The 21,363-nt window shown below is 62.2% G+C and carries 19 protein-coding genes and 2 tRNA genes; 16 read left to right on the forward strand and 5 right to left on the reverse strand.

Translation table 11 applies throughout. From position 1 onward, the window contains the following. Positions 1-337 precede the first annotated feature (337 nt). The 6 genes from QM612_RS03210 (at position 338) to ppnN (ending at position 6,431) form a co-directional block, all read left to right on the forward strand. Complete coding sequence (locus QM612_RS03210; RefSeq protein ID WP_415252457.1) at positions 338-3,628, forward strand: carboxypeptidase regulatory-like domain-containing protein; 3,291 nt, start codon at positions 338-340, stop codon at positions 3,626-3,628. Between the two features lie 169 nt (positions 3,629-3,797). After that, a complete protein-coding gene (locus QM612_RS03215) occupies positions 3,798-4,094 on the forward strand; it encodes a type II toxin-antitoxin system RelE/ParE family toxin (protein ID WP_415252458.1) in 297 nt (98 codons plus the stop codon). A gap of 3 nt (positions 4,095-4,097) precedes the next feature. Then, positions 4,098-4,400, forward strand: coding sequence for an addiction module antidote protein (locus tag QM612_RS03220; protein WP_415252459.1), 303 nt, complete (start codon positions 4,098-4,100; stop codon positions 4,398-4,400). 112 nt (positions 4,401-4,512) lie between these two features. After that, positions 4,513-4,710, forward strand: coding sequence for an antitoxin (locus QM612_RS03225; protein ID WP_415252460.1), 198 nt, complete (start codon positions 4,513-4,515; stop codon positions 4,708-4,710). Beyond that, positions 4,710-4,985 carry a type II toxin-antitoxin system RelE/ParE family toxin gene (locus QM612_RS03230; RefSeq protein ID WP_415252461.1) on the forward strand — a complete coding sequence of 92 codons (276 nt, stop codon included), beginning with the start codon at positions 4,710-4,712 and terminating at the stop codon, positions 4,983-4,985. Before QM612_RS03225 ends, QM612_RS03230 begins: the two co-directional genes overlap by 1 nt. 39 nt (positions 4,986-5,024) lie before the next feature. Beyond that, complete coding sequence (gene ppnN, locus QM612_RS03235; protein WP_415252462.1) at positions 5,025-6,431, forward strand: nucleotide 5'-monophosphate nucleosidase PpnN; 1,407 nt, start codon at positions 5,025-5,027, stop codon at positions 6,429-6,431. A gap of 7 nt (positions 6,432-6,438) precedes the next feature. Here ppnN and QM612_RS03240 read toward each other — a convergent pair whose 3' ends face one another. Continuing rightward, positions 6,439-7,479 (reverse strand): sensor histidine kinase, encoded by a 1,041-nt coding sequence (locus tag QM612_RS03240; protein WP_415252463.1) that lies wholly within the window; start codon positions 7,477-7,479, stop codon positions 6,439-6,441. A 131-nt stretch (positions 7,480-7,610) separates the two neighbouring features. Here QM612_RS03240 and QM612_RS03245 point away from each other — a divergent pair, with 131 nt between their 5' ends. From QM612_RS03245 to QM612_RS03270, 6 genes are read left to right on the forward strand one after another with little or no spacing between them, the layout of a single operon-like run. After that, positions 7,611-8,165, forward strand: coding sequence for a GspH/FimT family pseudopilin (locus QM612_RS03245; RefSeq protein WP_415252464.1), 555 nt, complete (start codon positions 7,611-7,613; stop codon positions 8,163-8,165). After that, a complete protein-coding gene (pilV, locus tag QM612_RS03250; protein WP_415252465.1) occupies positions 8,162-8,653 on the forward strand; it encodes a type IV pilus modification protein PilV in 492 nt (163 codons plus the stop codon). The genes QM612_RS03245 and pilV overlap by 4 nt, the downstream gene beginning before the upstream one ends. After that, a complete protein-coding gene (locus QM612_RS03255; RefSeq protein WP_415252466.1) occupies positions 8,650-9,627 on the forward strand; it encodes a PilW family protein in 978 nt (325 codons plus the stop codon). Before pilV ends, QM612_RS03255 begins: the two co-directional genes overlap by 4 nt. 11 nt (positions 9,628-9,638) lie before the next feature. Further along, entirely contained in the window at positions 9,639-10,250 is a 612-nt protein-coding gene (locus tag QM612_RS03260; protein ID WP_415252467.1) for a PilX N-terminal domain-containing pilus assembly protein, read from the forward strand. After that, complete coding sequence (locus QM612_RS03265) at positions 10,250-14,389, forward strand: pilus assembly protein (RefSeq protein ID WP_415252468.1); 4,140 nt, start codon at positions 10,250-10,252, stop codon at positions 14,387-14,389. Before QM612_RS03260 ends, QM612_RS03265 begins: the two co-directional genes overlap by 1 nt. Beyond that, positions 14,379-14,816, forward strand: coding sequence for a type IV pilin protein (locus QM612_RS03270; protein ID WP_415252469.1), 438 nt, complete (start codon positions 14,379-14,381; stop codon positions 14,814-14,816). Before QM612_RS03265 ends, QM612_RS03270 begins: the two co-directional genes overlap by 11 nt. Positions 14,817-14,876: 60 nt before the next feature. Here QM612_RS03270 and QM612_RS03275 read toward each other — a convergent pair. From QM612_RS03275 to QM612_RS03290, 4 genes are all read right to left on the reverse strand, one after another. After that, positions 14,877-14,953: transfer RNA gene (locus QM612_RS03275), tRNA-Asn, on the reverse strand. Between the two features lie 43 nt (positions 14,954-14,996). Continuing rightward, positions 14,997-15,383, reverse strand: a complete 387-nt coding sequence (locus QM612_RS03280; protein WP_415252470.1) for a type II toxin-antitoxin system HicB family antitoxin — start codon at positions 15,381-15,383, stop codon at positions 14,997-14,999. An 8-nt stretch (positions 15,384-15,391) separates the two neighbouring features. Then, positions 15,392-15,583, reverse strand: coding sequence for a type II toxin-antitoxin system HicA family toxin (locus tag QM612_RS03285; RefSeq protein WP_415252471.1), 192 nt, complete (start codon positions 15,581-15,583; stop codon positions 15,392-15,394). A 39-nt stretch (positions 15,584-15,622) separates the two neighbouring features. Beyond that, on the reverse strand, positions 15,623-16,150 hold the full coding sequence (locus tag QM612_RS03290) for a GspH/FimT family pseudopilin (protein ID WP_415252472.1): 528 nt from the start codon (positions 16,148-16,150) through the stop codon (positions 15,623-15,625). Between the two features lie 135 nt (positions 16,151-16,285). Between QM612_RS03290 and uvrB the strand changes: the two genes are divergently transcribed. From uvrB to infC, 4 genes are all read left to right on the forward strand, one after another. After that, positions 16,286-18,334 carry an excinuclease ABC subunit UvrB gene (gene uvrB, locus QM612_RS03295; RefSeq protein WP_415252473.1) on the forward strand — a complete coding sequence of 683 codons (2,049 nt, stop codon included), beginning with the start codon at positions 16,286-16,288 and terminating at the stop codon, positions 18,332-18,334. A gap of 183 nt (positions 18,335-18,517) precedes the next feature. Beyond that, positions 18,518-18,592 (forward strand) — tRNA-Val (locus tag QM612_RS03300). A 231-nt stretch (positions 18,593-18,823) separates the two neighbouring features. Next, positions 18,824-20,728: a threonine--tRNA ligase gene (gene thrS, locus QM612_RS03305; RefSeq protein WP_415252474.1), complete on the forward strand. Its 1,905-nt coding sequence runs from the start codon at positions 18,824-18,826 to the stop codon at positions 20,726-20,728. 89 nt (positions 20,729-20,817) lie between these two features. Continuing rightward, positions 20,818-21,342 (forward strand): translation initiation factor IF-3, encoded by a 525-nt coding sequence (gene infC / locus QM612_RS03310; protein WP_415252492.1) that lies wholly within the window; start codon positions 20,818-20,820, stop codon positions 21,340-21,342. Positions 21,343-21,363: the final 21 nt, after the last annotated feature.

A 21,363-nucleotide genomic window follows, 5' to 3' on the forward strand; every position in this document is an offset into this window, starting at 1 on the left:
CGGCGAAAGCCGGCTGCTTCTGACAAACGAATGTTTGTCCAATCCAGCTGTTTGGTAAGTCACTGAAAAAGCTGGATCCCGGCTTTCGCCGGGATGACGTTTCGAGAGTTGTTCAGAGCTTCCTTAGCGCGGTGTGATCGCGGTCGTTTTGCTGTCATCAGACGGTCATTCGCCGGGTTTACCGTGTTAAACTTTGGTGAACCGTGCGCCGGGGTATGCGCCAGGTTTCCAGACAATTCGCCGACAACCGTCGCAAGGCGGGCGGGTCGGCTCATTGCCGTACATCGCCCGTTGTCATCCAAAACCGTAACAGCCAAATAACCAGAGGTTATCCGCCATGACTTACCCGAACCGCGTCCGGCTTTCCAAGCTGTCGCTGGGCCTGATGGTCGCGCTTGCCGCGGCTCCTGTTTTCGCGCAGAGCACCTCCGCCGGCGTCGGTGGCCAGGTCGTCGGTGCCGACGGCCAGCCCGTCGCAGGCGCCGAGGTCACCATCACCCACGTCGAATCCGGCACGGTCAGCCGCGCGGTGACCGATGCCAGCGGCCGCTACAACGCACGCGGCCTGCGCGTGGGTGGCCCGTACACCATCGTCGTCAACAAGGCGGGTGCGGGTACGGATACAGAGGACAACGTGTATCTGAGCCTGAATCAGGTCAACACGATCAACGCGCAGCTCAACAACAGCGTGACCACCCTTGATTCGGTGGTCGCGGTGGGCGTCGCGGGTTCGTCGGTGTTCTCGGCCACCAAGATGGGCTCCGGCACCAGCGTTGACCAGAACACCTTGAAGGCGCTGCCTTCGATCGGCGGCAACATCCAGGACTACATGCGCCTCGACCCACGTGTGGCCTTCGTCGATCGCGCCTCCGGCACCATCTCTGCCGGTGGACAGAACCCCCGCTTCAACTCCATCAACATCGACGGCGTTTCGGCCAGCGACACCTTCGGCCTGGAAGGTAACAACATGCCGACCAAGCGCCAGCCGGTGAGCATGGAGGCCATCGAGGCTCTCGACATCAACCTGTCGAACTACGATGTGACCATCGCCGGTGCAGCCGGTGCCAATGTCAACGCCGTCACCAAGTCGGGCACGAACGAATTCCACGGCTCGCTGTACGGCAACATGCGCGACGGCGACTGGTTCGGCAAGAATCCTCTGGCCTATGGCGTCACCAGCGGTACCCGCGCCGACTTCACCGGTTTCGAGAAGGAGGCAACCTATGGTGCCACCTTCGGTGGCCCCATCGTCAAGGACAGGTTGTTCTTCTTCGCCAACTACGAGAAGTACAAGCAGGAAGCGCCGAGCACCGACCTGAGCAGCACCGCGCTGGGCAAGACAACCACCGGCCACATCACCGAGGCCGATGTCGCCCTGGCAAAGCAGATCGCTTCGAGCAAATATGGGATCGAAGCGGGCGAACTGAGCAGCGACGCTAACACCGTACTGGAGGAGTACGCGCTCAAGCTGGACTGGAACATCAGCGACGACCACCGCGCCAGCTTCCGCTACAGCAAGCTCGACCAGAGCAAGCTGCGCATCAACGGCATGAGCAGCTCGGCCGTGTCGCTCAGCTCGTACTGGTATCAGCACAACAAGAGCGTGGAAAGCTACGTGGCCCAGGTGTTCAGCGACTGGAGCGACAACTTCAGCACCGAATTCAAGGCCAGCTACCGCGATTACTCGGCGGTGCGCGACTATCCGACCAATGCGCCGAGCATCCAGATCTACTTCGCCGGCAGCGCCACCTCCGTCGGCGGCGACTCGCTGTACCTAGGTACCGAAATCAACTCCCAGAACAACATCCTCCTCACCAAGACGTGGGATTACTACGGTGCCGGCACGCTGACGCTGGGCGACCACGACATCAAGTTCGGTGCGCAGTACAGCAGCAACGACATCTACAACTACTACGGTCGCCAGACCTTCGGTGCGTACACCTTCTGGGCAGGTGCCGCGGATGCCGACGGCAACCACCCGCTGACGGCGTTCAATGACGGCACGTGGACAACCTACAACTACCGTGCCGCCATCGAGCCGGGTCTGTATGGCTCGATTCCGGCCCAGTACGAGGCCACCAACCTCGCGCTGTTCGTGCAGGACACTTGGTACGCGACCCCGAATCTGACGCTGACCTTCGGCCTGCGCGGTGATCGTCCAGATGCCAGCCCGGCTCCGCCGTACAACGAGCTGGCCTATCAGGTCTTCGGTTACGACAACACCAGGATCTATAGCGGCGATTTTCTGCTCCAGCCGCGCCTGGGCTTCAACTACACCTTTGACAGCGAGCGCCCGATGCAGCTGCGGGGTGGCGTGGGCCTGTTCCAGGGCGACGCGCCGCAGGTGTGGGTGAGCAATGTCTATTCCAACAATGGCTACAACTACATCACCACGACGGCCACCGCCTATCGCGCGGATCTGCCCTTCAATCCGGACGGCAACGATCAGACCGAGCTGGGCTGCACGCCGTATCCGAACACCGCCTCGAACTGCAAGATGACGGTCAACTTCACTGCGCCTGACTTCAAGTTGCCGTCGGTGTGGAAGGCCAACCTCGCGTTCGAGCACGAACTGCCGTGGTATGGCATCGTTGGTTCGGCCGAGCTGCTGTTGACCGACGTGAACAATGGCCTGTTCTACCACCGCCTCAACCTTGGTTCCGGCTTCGTGGGGCCGGATGGCCGCACCCTGTACTGGAACCCGGCCAAGACCGGCAAGGCCTGGTCGAGTTCGGACGGCCAGTACGGCGGCGATGCGCGCTTCACCGCCATCGACGTGATCGACAACACCAGCAAGGGCAAGAGCCAGCAGCTCACGTTCAGCCTGAACAAGCCCTTCGACAAGGGCAGTGATTGGTCGTGGAGTCTGGCCTACACCTACACCAACGCGACGGAAGTCCAGGGCCTGACCAGCTCGGTGGCCAGTTCCAGCTACTCCAATACCTATGCCTTCAACGTGGGCGAGGACGTCGCGTCCAATGCGCGCTACGCGATCAAGGATCGCTTCAGCGCTGCGCTGAACTGGAAGCACAAGTTCTTCGGCGACTACGAAACCCGCGCGGGCCTGGTGTACGAGGGGCGCAGCGGTCGTCCGTTCAGCTATGTCTATTACAACGATGCCAATGGCGATGGCGTTTCCTACAACGACTTGCTCTACATCCCGGCCGGTCGTGGCGATGTGCTGTTCGGCACCCTCACCAGCGCGGGCGTCTATACCGCGAATCCAACGGCGGAAAATGCGTTCTTCGCGTGGCTGGAGAAGCATCCGGAAGTGGCGGCTTACGCCGGCAGCTATGCGCCGGCCAATGCCTTCCGCACCGGCTTCGTCAATACCTTCGACCTGCGCCTGAGCCAGGAGCTGCCGGGTTTCGCCCAAGGCCACAAGTCACAGATCTGGGTCGACATCCAGAACGTCGGCAACATGCTCAACAAGGATTGGGGCCGCATCTACGACTACGGCTTCTACGCTGATGCCAGCACCGCAGGCCTGCTAGGCATCTACAACGGCAAGTACGTTTACAACTACACCTATACCAGCGACCCGACCGTCGCCAACAACGATGGCGACGGCTTCAATGTGGGCGTCTCGCAGTGGTCCGTGCAGGTGGGCTTCAAGTACGAGTTCTGATCCACCGCACAACACCGCACCATCAAAACGCCCGGGAAAACCCGGGCGTTTTCGTTTGGGCAGATCAATGGAATCTGCATGCCGCCTGCTGACGCGCGGCTCTGTCTTTGGTCTGGCGGTCGGTTTGCATGCTTGACATTTATGTAACCCATAAGTTACAAGTGTCTGCATGTTCACCATTCGCAAGCACGAAGCATTCGAAGCATGGTTCAACGGCTTGCGTGACAGCATGACCAAGCTGCGGCTGTTGAAGCGGCTGAAGAAGGTTGAACTTGGCTTGCTGGGTGATGTGCAGCCCGTAGGTGACGGTGTGTGTGAGATGCGTGAACACTTCGGCCCCGGTTGGCGCATGTATTACATCCAGCGGGAAACGGAAGTGATATTGATGCTGGGGGGCGGAGACAAGTCCACGCAGGCCAGTGACATTGAAGCAGCCAGGAAGCTGGCTGCGAGTTTGGAGGACTGAACAATGGCCAAGATTTCCGACATGAAGGTGTTCGATGTTGCCGATTACCTCGACAGCGAAGAAATGATTGCGGGTTACCTTGCCATGGTGATGGAGGACAACGACCCCGCATTGCTTGCTGCAGCGTTGGGCGATGTCGCCCGCGCGCGCGGCATGACGCAACTTGCCCGTGATACGGGCCTGGCACGCGAGGCGCTGTACCGTTCCCTGTCCGAAACCGGCAACCCGAGCTTTGCCACGGTGAACAAGGTGATGCATGCGCTGGGCTTGAAACTGGTGCCGCAACCCATTGCGACATCGACTTGAACAGTGTGGGCCAATCCTTCAGATCAGCACGCATACCACCAAAACGCCCGGGGAAACCCAGGCGTTTTTGTTTGGGCGTATGCTGTGCGCATCAGTGACACGGATCGCCGTCATGACCGAAAAGAAACTTGACCCCCGCGTTTCCGAGTTCGAGACCGAAGAACAGGCGGAAAGCTACGACCGCTGGTTCCGGGCGAAGGTGCAGGCTGCCATGAAAAGCGACCGTCCAAGGGTTCCGCACGATGAAGCGATTGCACGAGTGCGCGCGACAATTGCGCAGGTTGCGGCCAATCGCAAGAAATCTGCCTGATGCTGCCAGTTATCTGGCTGTCCGAAGCGATCGACGACCTGAGTGGCATTGCCGCGTTCATCGCGGAATGGAATCCGTCGGCGGCAGAGGCGCTTGTTGATCGAATCGTGGAGATTACGCAGCCGCTTGCGCAGTTCCCGTACATGGGGCGTCAAGGACGGGTGCCTGGCACCCGCGAACTGTTGCCGCATTCCAACTATTGCGTCGTGTACGAGGTGAAGGCGGCGAGCATTGAAATTACGGCTGTCCTCCACGTCCGCCGCGAATACCCCTGACCCGCGTAATCCCCGGCCGTGCGCTAGACTCCTCGGCCTATGAACAACACCACACATTCGCCGCAGGATGCGGCCACGCAAATCCCCGGTTCCACGCTGCCCACTGTCGATGCGCACATCTATCCGAAGGGCGGGTTGGACGTGCTCAGCCGCGAGGAGGTCGCGCGCCTGCGTGACGCCTCCGGCGGCATGCACGACCTGCTGCGCCGCTGCGCGCTGGCGGTGCTGACCTCCGGCAGTGCGTCCGATGACCCGCGCGCCGCGCAGGAGTTGTATCCCGACTTCGACATCCAGGTGCTGCAGCAGGATCGCGGTGTGCGCATTGAGCTGCGCAACGCGCCGGCGATGGCCTTCGTCGATGGTCACATTATCCGCGGTGTGGCCGAGCTGTTGTTCGCGGTGGTGCGTGATCTGGCATTCACCGCCATCGAATCGATTGGCGATGACGATCTGGATGACTCCTCCGGCATCACCGATGCCGTGTTCCGCCTGCTGCGCAACGCGCGCGTGCTGCAGCCCGCCGATCCCAATCTGGTGGTGTGCTGGGGTGGTCACTCGATTGGTCGCGAGGAATACGTCTATACCAAGCAGGTGGGCTACGAGCTGGGCCTGCGCGGGCTGGACATCTGCACCGGCTGCGGCCCGGGTGCGATGAAGGGGCCGATGAAGGGCGCGACCATTGCCCACGCCAAGCAGCGTCGCCGGCGCAGCCGCTATATCGGCATCACCGAGCCGGGGATCATCGCGGCGGAATCGCCCAATCCCATCGTCAACCACTTGGTCATCATGCCGGACATCGAGAAGCGCCTGGAGGCCTTCGTCCGCATGGCCCATGGCATCATCGTGTTCCCCGGTGGCGTGGGCACCGCCGAGGAAATCCTGTACCTGCTGGGCATTTTGCTGCGCGAGGAAAACGCCGGGCGTCGCTTCCCGCTGATCCTCACCGGCCCGGTCGGTGCCGCGCCGTACTTCGAGCAGATCGACAAGTTCATCCGCCTGACGCTGGGCGACAAGGCGGCGGAGTTGTACGAAATTGTCGTCGCCGATCCGGTCACCGTGGCCCGCCACATGGAGGCCGGCATCCGCAAGGTGCGCGAGCAGCGCATCGCGCAGAAGGATTCGTTCTTCTTCAACTGGGCGATGCACGTGCCGCTCGCGTTCCAGCAGCCGTTCATGCCCACCCATGAATTGATGGCTGGGTTGGACCTGCATCACGGTCGCAAGCCGCACGAACTGGCCGCTGATTTGCGCCGAGCGTTCTCCGGCATCGTTGCCGGCAACGTCAAGGAAGACGGCATGCGCCGGATCGAGGCATACGGCCCATTCGAAATCCATGGCGACACCGACATCATGCAGGCGCTGGACGCGCTGCTGCGTGCCTTCGTAGAACAGCGGCGCATGAAGATCGCGGGCGAATACCGGCCCTGCTATCGCGTGGTGGCCTGATCCAACTTCAGGGCAACGGCAATCGGGTGGTCGCCAGATGACGACCATCCTCGGTCTGTCGCGTTTCCACGTCGGCATGGCCATCGCCCAGCGCGCGGATGCGCTGGCGCGCGGAATCCAGCCCGATGCGATGACCGCCCTGTCCACTGCTGCCGTCGCCGGGCATGTCGTTTTCCACTTCGATGCGCAGCCAGCCCGGTTCCTGCGTGATGCGGATGTCGATGCCGCCGCCGCCCGGCACCGGTTCGATGCCGTGGCGCACCGCGTTTTCCGCCAGCGGCTGCAGCGAGAGCACCGGCACGGTCACCTCGGGCATTGCATCGGGCAACTGCCAGCGCACTTGCAGGCGTTCGCCAAGCCGCAGTTCCTCGATTTCAAGGTAACGGCGGGTCAGCTCGATTTCTTCGGCCAATGGCACCAGCTCCGGCCCGCGCAGCGCCGCGCGGAACAGGTCGGCAAGGTCAAGCAGCAGGCGTTCGGCATCGAACGGGCGCGCATGCACCAGCGCCGCGCCGGTATTGAGCGTGTTGAACAGGAAGTGCGGGCGGATGCGCGCGCGCAGCGCTTCCAGCTGCAGTTGCTTGGCGCGCACCGCAAGCTGCCGTGACTGCCAGTAATTCTGGTAGGTCAAAAGCCCGATCAGCCCCACCACCAGTGCCAGCGCCAGCATCCGCAGCACGAAGTTGGTGCTCTGCTCGCCGGTGCCGCCCGTCTGCTGCAACAGCCGCCATGCGGCATGCGCCACCAGAAAGCTGGTTGCCAGCAGCAGGCCCAGGCACACCCAGGCCAGCCGTGGCGGCGTCAGCCGTGCCAGCACGTGCCGTAGCAGGTACAGCGCGCACAGACTGGTCACCAGTACCCACTGGATGCCCAGCGATGCCAACCCGAACAGCACCAGCCGCCCGCCCGGCGGTTGCCCGGGGGCCAGTGCCAGGATCAGCGCCAGCGCCTCGCCGGCCAGCACCACCGCGATCAGCACGGTGGGCCGCCACAGGGCACTGAGCGGGGCGTCTTCGGACGTGGCGGTGATCGGCGGCTTGGATGGCATGCCGCTATCATGCACGGGCTGGCGGGCGAGGGGAGCCTGCCGCTGGGGCCCCGGATCGTGCCGGTCATCCGGTTATGGATGACCCGGGCGCGTCACCCGGCTATTTTCCACCCGTCCGAGGAGGGAGGCGCATGGCGTCCGTACCTAACCAATTTGTTGGAACACCACGCCAGTCCGGCGGGTTCACGCTTGTCGAGCTGATGGTGACGGTGGCGGTCATCGGCATTCTGGCGATGATTGCGGTTCCCAGCATGCGCGCGCTAATCAACAGCAACCGGTTGTTGACCCAGGCCAATGGTCTGGTCGCCGATATCCAGATGGCACGTTCGGAGGCATTGCGCCGCAACCGCGCGGTTTTGCTGTGCAGGAGCGAAAACGGAACCGCCTGTGCATCCGCAGACGGGGAATGGACCATGTGGGTCACCGGCGTAAAAAATGGCGCAGGCATTTCGGAGGTTTTGCGCGTTGGCAATTCCAAGTCTCCGGTACAGGTCAAGGGGCCTGCCGCCAGCATCGAGTTTCGCGCGGACGGGCTGGCACGCAACGCATCAGGTGGCCTGCTGGCCGCTACATTCACCGTCTGTATTCCCACCACGTATCCAGCAGAGAACATGCGCAACATCAGCATTGCCGCCGGTAGCCGCGTGAACACGGTTGCCGCATCCAACTCGGGGGTTTGCCCATGAAGGGATTCAGGCAGTCTGGCGTCAGCCTGATCGAGGTATTGGTTTCAGTGCTGATCCTGAGTGTTGGCCTGCTTGGCATCGCAGCGATGCAGGCGACTGCCTTGCGCAACGGGCAAAGCTCGCTGGAGCGCAGCCAGGCCGTGATCCAGAGCTATGCCATTCTCGATGCCATCCGCGCAGACAGAAGCAATGCCACCGCCTATTCAACCGGAAGCATGCGTTGTGCCGCCGTGGCACCTGCTTCCGATGCCTCCGCCACAACAGCATTGGCGCAGGCTCAGGTCAATGATTGGATCAGTGCATTGAAGGCAGCCATGGGAACCAGCACGGATACCACCACCTGTGGACAGGTGGCATGCGTCGTCAATGCAACCACCAACGGTAGTACCTGCACGGTGACCGTGCAGTGGGACGATTCGCGCGGCAAGGGCCTTGGCGGAGCTGCAGGCAGCAGTACCCAACAGACGGTCACGGTGGCATCCCTATGAACCATGCAACCATGACCGGGAAGTTTGGGGCAGGCCGTGCGCGCGGCAACGCCGGCTTCAGCCTGATTGAATTGATGATCGCCATGGTGCTGGGCTTGCTGGTGCTGGGCGCTGCCTTTGGCATTTTTCATTCCAACAAGCGCAGTTACCAGGCGTCGCAAAGCCTGGGGCGCATACAGGAAAGTTCGCAGATCGCCTTTGAAATGATGGCGCGCGATATTCGTGAGGCAGGGGGCAGTCCCTGCGATGTCACCACGTCTGCGGCCAACATCGTGACCAATGCGGCCACAACGTGGTACGCCAACTGGAATCGTGCCTTGTATGGTTACGACGGCAGTGGTTTGACCGGGCAAGTCTCCGGGACGGATGCCATCGAGCTTGTCCGCACGGGCGATGACGTGCATACGACAACTGCGGTCGGTACCAGCGCTTTTGCCTACACGCCCAGCCAGACTTATACGGCGGGCGATATCCTGATGATCTGCGATGCCAAGGTCTTCGGCATTTTCAAGGCATCAAGCCCGACTGCAACGTCCGTAAGCGTGGACACTTCTTCGTCCGCCAATGCCTGTGCTTATCTGCCGCAGCCAGGTACAAGCACCTGTGCCGGCACCGCAGCGCAGTATCAGTTCCCGAAGTTTTCGGCGATCAGCCGCATGCTGGGCGTGCGCTGGTTCGTGCGTGACCCGGACGCCGATGCGACCAATGGCTATTCCCTGTATCGCCAGATCAACGGTAGCGATGCCGAAGAGATCGTGGAAGGCGTCAAGGACATGCAGATCCAGTACCTGCATGGCGGCAGCTACGTGAGCGCCGGCAGCCTGTCCACCGATACGCAATGGGGCGAGGTGAGCGCCGTGCGTGTGCGTTTGACGCTGCGTGAAACCGCCGCTGCCAGCCAGGCCACTACCAGTGGCACACCACTGGAACGGACGATCCAACATATTGTTGCCTTGCGGAACCGTACCCTATGAACCGCGTCTCGATGACATCAGTCCGGCACCAGTCCGGTGTTTCACTGCTGGTGGTGCTGCTGTTGCTGGTCATGATGACCCTGCTGGGGCTTGCCGTGTTGCGTGGCAGCCTGCTTGAAGAACGCATGAGCGCCAACATGTATGACCGCAGCCTGGCGTTCCAGCAGGCGGAATCGGCCCTGCGCGAAGCAGAAGCAACGGTGCGTGCTGCCGTGCAGGCGAACGGCCTGGGTCATGTGATTGGTGCCAGGTGCGGAGACGACCCGAACAGTGTCGGAACGATCACGGATGCCAATTGCGTGACACCGGCGGACGCCTACACCGGCGGCGGCACCTGCGCGTCTGTCACTAACCTGAAGCAGGCGTGCTGGTTCACCGCAACGGACGCACTTGGCACCGCAAACAAGTCTGCAGGTGCGCCGCAGTACTACGTGCAGTTCATGGGCTTGCGCGACAGCGCGCAGGATCTTGGCTTGAATCAAAGCGCCAGCGCCAACCAGTACGGCGGCAGCAGTGGCGTGATACGCGAAGCCATGTACCGCATCTTTGCGCGCAGTCATGACGCCAGCGTCAACGGTGACCGATCGGTCGTGGTGCTGCAGGGCAATGTGGTGGTGCGTTGATGATTACCGTGAAGACGGGCCGAACTGGATTTGATGCGGGGGTTGTGATGAAGAACTTGCAAATGGATGCTGGGCGTCTGGGGCGTCGTCGGTCACGCAAGGAGTTCCTCTCCGCAGTGGCGGCGGGGTTGCTTGCGGGTATCTGTTCCTTCCCGGTCGTGTCCGGCGTCACCATCGACAACAAGCCGTTGGGGCTTGGCAGCGTGCCCGGCAATATCGTGCTGGTGCCGTCGGTGGAATGGCCCACCGTGGTCACCCATGCCAACGAGCCAGGCAAGGGGGATGCCGCTGCCCCCTACAGCGGCGCAACGGAATACACCGGTTATTTCAACCCCGGGCTTTGTTATGCATATCACTATGATGCAACCGAAGCCAACCGCTATTTCTATCCGGTCAAGGCGGCAGGCACGGGCAGAACCTGCTCGGGGACGGGTGGCGTCGTCACCCAGCGGTTGTGGAGCGGCAACTTCATGAACTGGGCCGCCATGCAGGCGGTGGATACCTTCCGTTTGGCACTGACGGGCGGTTATCGCGTGCATCGCCCGGCGGACGGCACGCCGGCGGCAGGCACCAGCGAGATGGCAAACGTGACCTACCTGGAGAAAGGCAACTCCGACCGTTGGGATAATGGCTATACCAAGTTGCGGCGTATTGCGGCATCAGCCGGCAGTTATGCGCCGGTGCAGACAGCGGGGATGAATACCCGGGTCGGCGGCTTGCGCAGCCAGATGTGGTTCATGCCGTCCGCAGATGGCGATCTTGGTGATTCTGAGAGTTACGCCAACCCTCAGGCTATTCCTCTCCCCGTGACAAGTGATCAGCAGACAACGGCCGATGGCGACGGGCCGGCTTTGCCCTATAACCCTGCGTTTCATGCATTGCCTGACGCAGCTACGGTCACTGTTACCAATACCACGGCGTGCGCCACAGGCGAGACGGGTTGCAGCTACGCCTATACAGTCCGGGGCACCAATTACTACACGCACACCGTTTACGGCAGAGACAAGATCTATGCGGTGAGTGTCAGGGTCAAGGTCTGCGACGGTTCGCTGGATACCCGCGACATCTGCACCCAATACGGTAGCTACTACAAGCCGGAAGGCTTGCTGCAATGGAATGCCAAGAAGATCCGCTACAGCCTGTTCAGCTATCTTGCGCAGAGCGGAGTGAACCGGAACGGCGGCGTCATGCGCGCGCGCCAGAAGTTCCTGGGCCCCGTCCTGGCGGGTGAAAAGCTGTATCCGGACAAGGCGCGCCAGACCGGCATCGACAATCCAGAATGGGACCCGAGTACGGGCGTTATCCTGAATAACCCGGACAGTGCGGATGCAGCAAGTACGTCTGAGCGCATTGGTACCTGCTTGCTGGTCGCGGCCCCTGATGGCAGTCAATGCCAGATTCAGTACAGCGGCGTCATCAATTACATCAACCGGTTTGGGCAGATCAACACCGGCTTTGGCGAACTCAAGTCGTACGACAACCTCAGCGAGATGTTCTACGCTGCATTGTTGTATTTGCGGGGCAGTGGCAATGTTCCCGAGTTCAGCGCATTCGGCCCGCTTGTGTCCTCTCTGACGCGCTATCAGTACGCGGATGGGTTTCCGGTCATCGAGGATTGGTACAAGACCGGGTCGAATGCGGCGGCAAGTGCGTGGAGTGCGAACAATCTGACCGTGGGCGCGGCGGGTGACCCGATCCAGTACAAATGCCAGGCGACGGTCATGCTGGGGATCGGCGACACCCATACGAGTTACGAAGGTGATGCCGCCAGCCTGAACAACGACGACGGCGTGAATGTGGCCGCTTGGCGTGGCTACACGGAAGGCACAAACACCGACACGCGCATGAACGTGGCGGGCCTTGCCTATTGGGCGCACATCAACGACATCCGCCCCGACGTGCCGAACACGGATGTTTCCGACGGGTCGGCAGGTGCAAAGCGGGGCCAGACGATCAGTACCTATTGGGTGGACGTGGTCGAACAGCAGCAGTTGTATCAAAGCACGACCAACCAGTATTACAACGCCACCAAATACGGCGGCTACGCCATTCCTGCCGTTGATTGGGACGCCAACGGCAATGCGGCGCGGCATGACCTGACGTGGTTCACGAACAACCGCAGCCTGTGGTCAAGCGCGACCCAGATGGCGGGAACGGCAACCGGGCTGGGTGACAACTCCGCGTCCAATGCAACCGGCAAGGGGGGTAATTACTACCTGCCCAACAACATGTTCCTGGCCAACAATGGCCAGGCCATGATCGAGGGCTTGACCAAGGCGTTCAGCAAGATCACGGATGACATCAGTGGCTCGGGTGGCTCCTTTGCCAGCAACAGTACGCGGCTCGATACGGGTAGCTATGCCTATCAGGCCAAATACATGTCCAGCGGTTGGGGCGGGCGGCTGATCGCCAGTAGCGTGGATGTCAGCACCGGCGAACTGACCGAACAGTGGGATGCCGCCACCTGGTTGACCGGCTCATCCACCACCAATGACTACAGCAAGCGCAAATTGCTTTATAACAGCGGCGGCACGTTGGTCAATTTCATCAGCAACTGGAGCAATTACACGGTGCTGACCAGCCCGACGGTGAGCAAGCCATCTGCGCTTTCGTCACTCACCGATGCCCAGCTCAAGTATCTGCTGGGCGACCGCAGCCAGGAGCGCCAATACGGCGGTGCCCTGCGCAATCGCAAGGGCATGCTGGGTGACATCATCAACTCCCAGCCGGTCTATGTGGGCGCGCCCAATTCCGGCCTGTACAAGTCGGATTCGGCCTACGCCTCGTTCCTGACGGCGCAGGCATCACGCACACCGGTGGTCTATGTGGGTGCGAACGACGGCATGCTGCATGCCTTCAATGCAAACACGGGCACGGAAATCTTCGCCTTCATGCCCACTGCGGCGATGGCGGTGCTCAAGCAAAATGACGCGACTTCCAACCTCTATCCCAACTGGAGCCCGGATTACGACCACGCCTTTTCCATGGATGGCGAGATCACCGTGGCGGACGTGAAGGATGGCACCACCTGGAAGACCATCCTGGTGGCCACCATGGGGCGCGGTGGCAAGGCCGTGTTCGCGCTGGACGTGACCAATCCCAGCAGCCCATCCTTGCTATGGGAAAAGAGCGCGTCGGACATCACGGCCCTGGGCAACAGTCTGGGCAAGCCCATGATTGCCAAGGTAGCGGATGGTGACTGGCGTGTATTCCTTGGCAATGGCCCCAATGCATCGGGTGGCGGTTCCACCCTCATTGCGCTGGACATCAAGACGGGTGCCAACGATGGTTCGATCACGGCGGGCACGGGCGCGGACAATGGGCTGGGGCCGGTCAACGTTTGGGATGCAGACAACGACGGCAATTTCGACACCGCCTATGCCGGCGACATGAATGGCGACCTGTGGAAGTTCAACATCACGGCGGGTACCGCCAGCAAGATTTTTGCAGCCGGCAGCACCCAGCCCATCACGGTTGCGCCACTCGTTGCAAAGAACCCCAACAACTCGCTGCAGACCTGGGTGTTCTTTGGCACTGGCAGGTTCCTGAGCCTTGCGGACATCAATGCCGCTTCAAATGCCAATGTGCAGACCTGGTATGGCTTGATCGACAGCGGAACCTTGATCAGCGGCAAGAGCGCGCTGGAAGAGATTTCCATCCTGCTGGAGGATGAGAAGGGGCGCATCATCGAAGAGAACACCAGCCTGGACACCAGCATGCGAGGCTGGTACATGGACCTGAAGGTGAGCGGCGGCACCAACAAGGGCGAGCGCATGGTCGTCCCCAATTTCTTCCAGGGGCTGGACCTGATTGGAACCAGCCGCTACCCGGATAGCAGCGACCCATGTTCACCCAGTGGCAAGGGCTACACCATGGCCATCAATCCGTTTACCGGAGGGAGGCTGAGCAAGGCGTTCTTCGACAACGACGGAGACGGTACCGTGGGCGATGATGGTGACCAGAGCAATGGCACCCCTTATTCGGGCATCACCTATGACAGTGGCCCGAACAATCCGATTTTCATTGGCAACACCATGTACACCAGCCTGGACGACGGTACCAGCAAGATCACCAAGACCAATTCGGCGCAGGGGCTAGCCAAGCGTGTTTCCTGGAGGGAGTTGATCAATGGCAGCTAAGAAGAACGTTACGGCTCAACTCCCCGGCTACGCGCGTGCAGCCGGGGGCTTCACGTTGGTCGAATTGATGATCGTCGTGGCGATCATTGCCATCCTTGCGAGCGTTGCCCTGCCCAGCTACCTGAATCATGTAATCAAGACCCGGCGCTCGGCGGCAGCGGCTTGCCTGATGCAGAACGCGCAATTCATGGAGCGCTATTACACGACCAACCTGAGTTACACCGGCGCGCCTGCCATCGGTGGATGCGATGCGGAAGTCACCAAGTACTACACGCTTGCCCGCAGCAACCTCACAGCCAAGACCTATACGTTGTCGGCCGCACCCATCAGCGGAAGCCAGAACGATCCGGAATGCGGCACCCTGACGTTGGATCAAGTCGGCACCAAAGGCGAGAGCGGCACCGGCACCGTGGCAAGCTGCTGGTAACCAGGCTACTGCTGCAACCAAAACAAAACCCGCCTTTCGGCGGGTTTTGTTTTGCGTATCTGGCGCCCGAAGTTGGACTCGAACCAACGACCCCCTGATTAACAGTCAAGTGCTCTAACCGGCTGAGCTATTCGGGCGGGGGAGCGCATTGTAGTCGCCCGCTTCGGGGTGGGCAAGCCGTCAGCCCAGTGCCAGCCTGGCAATGAAGCCAGAGCGCGTTTCCCCGGCGGCCTTGGCGCGCAAGTCCAGCCTGCGCAACACACGTCGGGGCAGGGTGATGTTGACGCGCTCAATGCTGTCGTCCAGTGCCGTGGGGTCCACCGACACCAGGGCCACTGCCCAGCTCTTGTAACCGCGCAGCCGGCGCACTGCTTCCAGTGGCGATGGCGGCGGGATGTCCTGGCCCTGGTCGAGTGCGGCATCGATCCACATGGCAACGGCGGCTTCCGCGTTCAGCAGGGCTTCGTCCAGAGTGTCGCCAGCACTGAAGCAGCCGGGCAGGTCGGGCACGACCACGCCGAAGGCGGTGGATGCGGTGCCGGGTTCGATCAGTACGGGGTATCGCATGGCAGTTCTCACAGGCCGGCCTGTCGCCGGATGGCAGCAGCCAGCCCCTTGCCCAGCGATTTCCTGGGGTGTGGAACCACGACGGGCCGGTAGCCGGGCTTGGTGAACACATGATGCGAGCCGTTGACGCGATCCAGCGTCCATCCGGCGGACCGCAGCGCGCGGATCAGTTGCGCGCTACTGGTGTGTATGATGCGCATTGGGCGGGGCGTGTCAAGAAAGGCGCGGCTGTGGGGGTATCAACCCGGGCAAGCCGTCGCCGCGCTGGGGCGCTCGCTGCGCGGCCTGCCGCCGTTGTTGACGATCACCCGGCCCAGCAATTCGGCCTTCTGGTTGCAGATCGAAATGGTCAGGTTGGTGCCGGCGCTGCGCCCATCGGGCAGGTAGCGCAGTTGCTGACGCCCGGCAGTGCTGACCACGCGCAAGTGCTGGCTGGTGGGGGCTTGCTCCACGCGCAGGATGTCGTCCTGCGCATCAGCCATGCGGTTGCCGTCGTTGTCCAGGAACAGCATCCAGCCGCCGCTCCAGTCGGTGCCTGCGGCGCAGTTCCTGCCGTCATCAGACGGGCAGAGCACGGCACGCTTGTTGTGGCTGACTGCCGCCATCCGCGCCAATTGCATGTGGGCTGTCAGCGACGAGATCGCCGCCGAAGTGCGCTGACGCTCGATCATCGCCGCCATCGAGGGCAGGGCGATGCCGGCGCAGACTGCCAGCACCGACACGGTGGTCATCAGTTCGATCAGGGTGAAACCGGCACTTCGACGCATGGCGCAACTCCCGGTGGACTGGAGGCCAGTCTTGCCGTGCCGCTGGCTGCGCGGCATCGGGATTCCCCCGATGCGGGGGTAGGAAAACTCCGCATCCGCGTAAACTCGTCGGTTGACCGTCGCTTGCCCCCGCCGATGAGCCAGACCACGCCTTCCGACCTCGACCTGACCACCGCTTCCGCCGGCTTCCAGCTGGTGTCGCCCTACCAGCCAGCCGGGGATCAGCCGCAGGCCATCGAAAAACTCGTGGCCGGCTTCGAAAGCGGGCTGGCGAAGCAGGTGCTGCTGGGCGTCACCGGCTCCGGCAAGACTTTCACGATGGCCAACGTGATCCAGCAGGTGCAGAAGCCGACGCTGGTGATGGCGCACAACAAGACGCTGGCGGCGCAGCTCTACGGCGAGTTCAAGGCGTTCTTCCCGCACAACGCGGTGGAGTACTTCGTCAGCTATTACGACTACTACCAGCCGGAAGCCTACGTCCCGTCCAGCGACACCTACATCGAGAAGGACAGCTCGATCAACGACCACATCGAGCAGATGCGGCTGGCGGCGACCAAGGCGCTGCTGTCGCGGCGGGATACCATCGTCGTTGCCTCGGTGTCGGCGATCTACGGCCTGGGCGCGCCGGAGGACTATCTGGCGATGCGGCTGATCCTGTCGCGCGGCGAGCGCATCGACCAGCGCGAACTGCTGCGGCACCTGACCACCTTGCAGTATTCGCGCAACGAGCTGGTGCTGGATCGCGGCACCTTCCGCGTGCGCGGCGAGACGGTGGACGTGTTCCCGGCGGAATCCGACCTGGAAGCCCTGCGCATCGAACTGTTCGATGGCGAGATCGAACAACTGTCGATGTTCGATCCGCTGACCGGTGAAATCCTGCGCCGATTGCCGCGCTACGTGGTCTATCCCAAGACCCACTACGCCACCCCGCGCGAGCGCACGCTGAGCGCGGTGGAGACGATCAAGATCGAGCTGCGCGAACGGCTGGAACACTTGTATGCCGCCAACAAACTTGTCGAGGCGCAGCGCCTGCAGCAACGCACCCAGTTCGATCTGGAGATGATGGCCGAGGTCGGCTACTGCAACGGCATCGAAAACTATTCGCGCCACCTCACCGGCGCTGCGCCGGGCGAGCCGCCGCCGACGCTGTTCGATTACCTGCCGGCGGATGCGCTGCTGGTCGTCGATGAGTCGCACGTGACCATTCCGCAGATCGGCGCGATGTTCAAGGGCGACCGCTCGCGCAAGGAAACGCTGGTGGAGTTCGGCTTCCGGCTGCCGTCGGCGCTGGACAACCGCCCGCTGCGCTTCGAGGAATGGGAAGAACGCGCGCCGCGCAGCGTGTTCGTGTCGGCCACGCCCGGCCCCTACGAATTGCGCGAGGCAGGCGATGAGATCGTGGAACTGGTGGTGCGTCCGACCGGGCTGGTCGATCCGCCGGTGGAAATCCGTCCGGTGGCGACACAGGTGGATGACCTGCTGGGCGAAATCCGCGAGCGCGTGGCAATCGGTGACCGCGTGCTGGTCACCACCCTGACCAAGCGCATGGCCGAGAACCTGACCGAATACTTGTCCGAGCACGGCGTGAAGGTGCGCTACCTGCATTCCGACGTGGAGACGGTGGAGCGCGTGGAAATCATCCGCGACCTGCGGCTGGGCGTGTTCGACGTGCTGGTCGGCATCAACCTGCTGCGCGAGGGTCTGGACATGCCGGAAGTGTCGCTGGTGGCGATCCTCGATGCCGACAAGGAAGGCTTCCTGCGTAGCGCCGGTTCGTTGATCCAGACCATCGGCCGCGCCGCCCGCAACCTGCGCGGCAAGGCGATCCTGTACGCCGACCGCATCACCAATTCGATGCAGAAAGCGCTGGACGAAACCGACCGCCGCCGGCAGAAGCAGCTGGAACACAACGCCGAACACGGCATCACCCCGCAGTCGGTGCAGCGTGCGGTGGTGGATGTGATGGAAGGCGCCCGCGCCGAGCCGGGCGAGCTGAAGGGCCGCGGCAAGGCGCGCCGCGTGGATACACCTGCGCAGGAATACCTGCGGCTGTCGCCACAGCAGCAGGCGGCGCGGCTCAAGGAACTGGAGCAGAAGATGCACCAGCACGCCCGCGACCTGGAGTTCGAGGATGCCGCCCGCGTGCGCGATCAGATCCGCAAGCTGCGGGAGGCGGCGCTGTAGTGATCTAGGCCGTCATCCCGGCGGAAGCCGGGATCCAGCTCTGTCTGGTTCGAGATATCGAAAAAGCTGGATACGCGGACATCCGTCCGCGAAAAGATGCCGCTTTCGCCGGAATGACGAGACAGCAGCGCTTGTCCGCCCACCCGCACCGGGCTACAATTCGCGCCCCGCGAAGGGGTTTCAGGGCGGTTAGCTCAGCGGTAGAGCATCACCTTGACATGGTGGGGGTCACAGGTTCGAACCCTGTACCGCCCACCACGCCGGCTCGAATGAGAGCAACGGCGTGGTGCTGGAACCACTTCGCATGCAGACGCCAGAGGTGACCTGCGGAAACGCCGGTCGAGCGTGCGACATGAGCACTACCATCTCCCAACGCTGAATCCGCCGACGCATTCGACATTGATTCGAAAGGCGCCTCGGCGCCTTTTTCGTTTTCTGCCCTCATCCCAACCCTCTCCCGCGTGGCGGGAGTGGGAGAGAAACAAGCCAATGATCAACATCACGCTCCCCGACGGCTCCCAGCGCCAGTTCGATGCCCCCGTTTCCGTCATGCAGGTCGCCCAGTCCATCGGCGCGGGATTGGCGAAAGCCACCGTGGCCGGCGAGGTCGATGGCCGCCTGGTCGATGCCTGCGACACCATCGACCGTGACGCCCGCTTGCGCATCATCACGCCCAAGGATGCCGAAGGCGTGGAGATCATCCGCCACAGTTGCGCCCACCTCGTCGGCCATGCGGTCAAGCAGCTCTATCCCGACGTGAAGATGGTGATCGGCCCGGTCATCGAGGAAGGCTTCTATTACGACGTGCATTCCGAGCGCCCGTTCACGCCGGAAGACCTCGTCGCCATCGAACAGCGCATGAAGGAACTGATCGCGCAGGACTACGACGTCGTCAAGAAGATGACGCCGCGCGATGAAGTCATCGACGTGTTCATGCGTCGCGGCGAGGACTACAAGCTGCGCCTGATCGACGACATGGGCCCGGAAGTCACCGCAATGGGCCTGTACCACCATCAGGAATACGTGGACATGTGCCGCGGCCCACACGTGCCGAACACGCGCTTCCTCAAGGCGTTCAAGCTCACGCGCATCTCCGGCGCGTACTGGCGCGGCGACTCGAAGAACGAGCAGTTGCAGCGCATCTACGGCACCGCGTGGTCGGACGAGAAGCAGCTCAAGGCCTATATCCAGCGCATCGAGGAAGCCGAGAAGCGCGACCATCGCAAGATCGGCAAGCAGCAGGACTTGTTCCATTTGCAGGAAGAAGCGCCGGGGCTGGTGTTCTGGCACCCGAAGGGCTGGAGCATCTGGCAGGTGGTCGAGCAGTACATGCGCCGTGTCTATCGCGATACCGGCTACGGCGAAGTGCGCTGCCCGCAGATCCTCGATGTCGAGCTGTGGAAGAAGTCAGGCCACTGGGACAACTACAAGGACAACATGTTCTTCACCGAGTCCGAGAAGCGGACGTATGCGGTGAAGCCGATGAATTGCCCCGGCCATGTGCAGGTGTTCAACCAGGGCCTGCACAGCTATCGCGACTTGCCGATCCGCTACGGTGAGTTCGGTAGCTGCCATCGCAACGAGCCGTCCGGCGCGCTGCACGGCATCCTGCGCGTGCGCGGCTTCACCCAGGACGATGGGCATGTGTTCTGCATGGAATCGCAGATCGAATCCGAGGTGCGCGCCTTCCACGAGCAGGCGCTGAAGGTGTATTCGGATTTCGGTTTCGAAGAGATCCAGATCAAGATCGCCCTGCGCCCCGAATCCCGCCTTGGCGATGACGCCACATGGGACAAGGCCGAGGACGCCCTGCGCTCCGCCCTGCGTGCCTCCGGCGTGGAATGGCAGGAACTGCCGGGTGAGGGCGCGTTCTACGGCCCGAAGATCGAGTACCACCTGAAGGACGCCATTGGCCGCACCTGGCAGCTCGGCACCATGCAGGTCGATTTCATGATGCCGGGCCGGCTGGGTGCGGAATATGTCGATGAAAACAGCCAGAAGCGGCACCCGGTGATGCTGCACCGGGCCATCGTGGGTTCGATGGAGCGGTTCATCGGCATCCTGATCGAGCACCACGCCGGCCAGTTCCCCGCCTGGCTGGCCCCGGTGCAGGCGGTCATCATGAACATCACCGATGCCCAGGCCGATGCCGTCGAGGCCGCCCGGAAAACCCTTGCGAATCAAGGCTTCCGGGTCATTTCCGATTTGCGGAACGAAAAAATCGGCTATAAGATTCGCGAGCACACGCTGCAGCGCGTGCCGTACCTGCTGGTGGTCGGGGATCGCGAGAAGGAAAACGGCACCCTGTCGGTGCGTACGCGGGGTGGGGAAGACCTCGGCAGCATGACCGCCTCGGACTTCGCCTTGCGTTTGCAACAGGAGCAGGCCGGCTGACGAGCCGCCCGCTTCACGAAAGCCGGTTGTCGATTCCGGAATCGACGACCAACCCGGCCTGATCGGGGCCAACCCTTGGAGATCGCAACATCAGTACCCCCGACAACAAGCAGAACCGCAGGAACCAGGAAATCCGCGTGCCGCGCGTGCGCGTGATCGGCAGCGATGGCGAAATGATCGGCGTCCTGTCCCGTGACGAGGCCCTGCGCATGGCCGAGGACGAGGAGCTCGACCTCGTCGAGATCCAGCCCAACGCGGATCCGCCGGTCTGCAAGATCATGGACTTCGGCAAGTTCAAGTTCGAACTGCAGAAGAAGGCCAACGAGGCCAAGAAGAAGACCAAGCAGGTCGAGATCAAGGAAGTGAAGTTCCGTCCGGTCACGGACGAGGGCGACTACCAGATCAAGCTGCGCAAGATGCGCGAATTCCTGGTCGAAGGCGACAAGATCAAGGTCAACATCCGCTTCCGTGGCCGCGAAATGAGCCATCAGGAACTGGGCCGCGAAATGGCCGCCCGGATCGAGGCCGACCTCGGCGAGGACATCGTCATCGAATCCCGTCCGCGCCTGGAAGGCCGGCAGATGGTGATGATGATTGCGCCGAAGAAGAAGTAAGGCTCGCGACCGAACCTCATG

The sequence above is a fragment of the Thermomonas sp. genome, assembly GCF_047606765.1.
Taxonomy (GTDB): domain Bacteria; phylum Pseudomonadota; class Gammaproteobacteria; order Xanthomonadales; family Xanthomonadaceae; genus Thermomonas.

Excerpts from the sequence above, each read along its gene's own strand:
- QM612_RS03215 (WP_415252458.1), top strand. The coding sequence starts at position 3,798 with ATGTTCACCATTCGCAAGCACGAAGCATTCGAAGCATGGTTCAACGGC.
- QM612_RS03245 (WP_415252464.1), top strand. The coding sequence starts at position 7,611 with ATGGCGTCCGTACCTAACCAATTTGTTGGAACACCACGCCAGTCCGGC.
- QM612_RS03255 (WP_415252466.1), top strand. The coding sequence starts at position 8,650 with ATGAACCATGCAACCATGACCGGGAAGTTTGGGGCAGGCCGTGCGCGC.
- pilV (WP_415252465.1), top strand. The coding sequence starts at position 8,162 with ATGAAGGGATTCAGGCAGTCTGGCGTCAGCCTGATCGAGGTATTGGTT.
- QM612_RS03240 (WP_415252463.1), bottom strand. The coding sequence starts at position 7,479 with ATGCCATCCAAGCCGCCGATCACCGCCACGTCCGAAGACGCCCCGCTC.
- thrS (WP_415252474.1), top strand. The coding sequence starts at position 18,824 with ATGATCAACATCACGCTCCCCGACGGCTCCCAGCGCCAGTTCGATGCC.
- QM612_RS03280 (WP_415252470.1), bottom strand. The coding sequence starts at position 15,383 with ATGCGATACCCCGTACTGATCGAACCCGGCACCGCATCCACCGCCTTC.
- QM612_RS03230 (WP_415252461.1), top strand. The coding sequence starts at position 4,710 with ATGCTGCCAGTTATCTGGCTGTCCGAAGCGATCGACGACCTGAGTGGC.
- QM612_RS03270 (WP_415252469.1), top strand. The coding sequence starts at position 14,379 with ATGGCAGCTAAGAAGAACGTTACGGCTCAACTCCCCGGCTACGCGCGT.
- ppnN (WP_415252462.1), top strand. The coding sequence starts at position 5,025 with ATGAACAACACCACACATTCGCCGCAGGATGCGGCCACGCAAATCCCC.
- QM612_RS03225 (WP_415252460.1), top strand. The coding sequence starts at position 4,513 with ATGACCGAAAAGAAACTTGACCCCCGCGTTTCCGAGTTCGAGACCGAA.
- QM612_RS03220 (WP_415252459.1), top strand. The coding sequence starts at position 4,098 with ATGGCCAAGATTTCCGACATGAAGGTGTTCGATGTTGCCGATTACCTC.
- QM612_RS03260 (WP_415252467.1), top strand. The coding sequence starts at position 9,639 with ATGACATCAGTCCGGCACCAGTCCGGTGTTTCACTGCTGGTGGTGCTG.
- uvrB (WP_415252473.1), top strand. The coding sequence starts at position 16,286 with ATGAGCCAGACCACGCCTTCCGACCTCGACCTGACCACCGCTTCCGCC.
- QM612_RS03285 (WP_415252471.1), bottom strand. The coding sequence starts at position 15,583 with ATGCGCATCATACACACCAGTAGCGCGCAACTGATCCGCGCGCTGCGG.
- QM612_RS03265 (WP_415252468.1), top strand. The coding sequence starts at position 10,250 with ATGATTACCGTGAAGACGGGCCGAACTGGATTTGATGCGGGGGTTGTG.
- QM612_RS03290 (WP_415252472.1), bottom strand. The coding sequence starts at position 16,150 with ATGCGTCGAAGTGCCGGTTTCACCCTGATCGAACTGATGACCACCGTG.
- QM612_RS03210 (WP_415252457.1), top strand. The coding sequence starts at position 338 with ATGACTTACCCGAACCGCGTCCGGCTTTCCAAGCTGTCGCTGGGCCTG.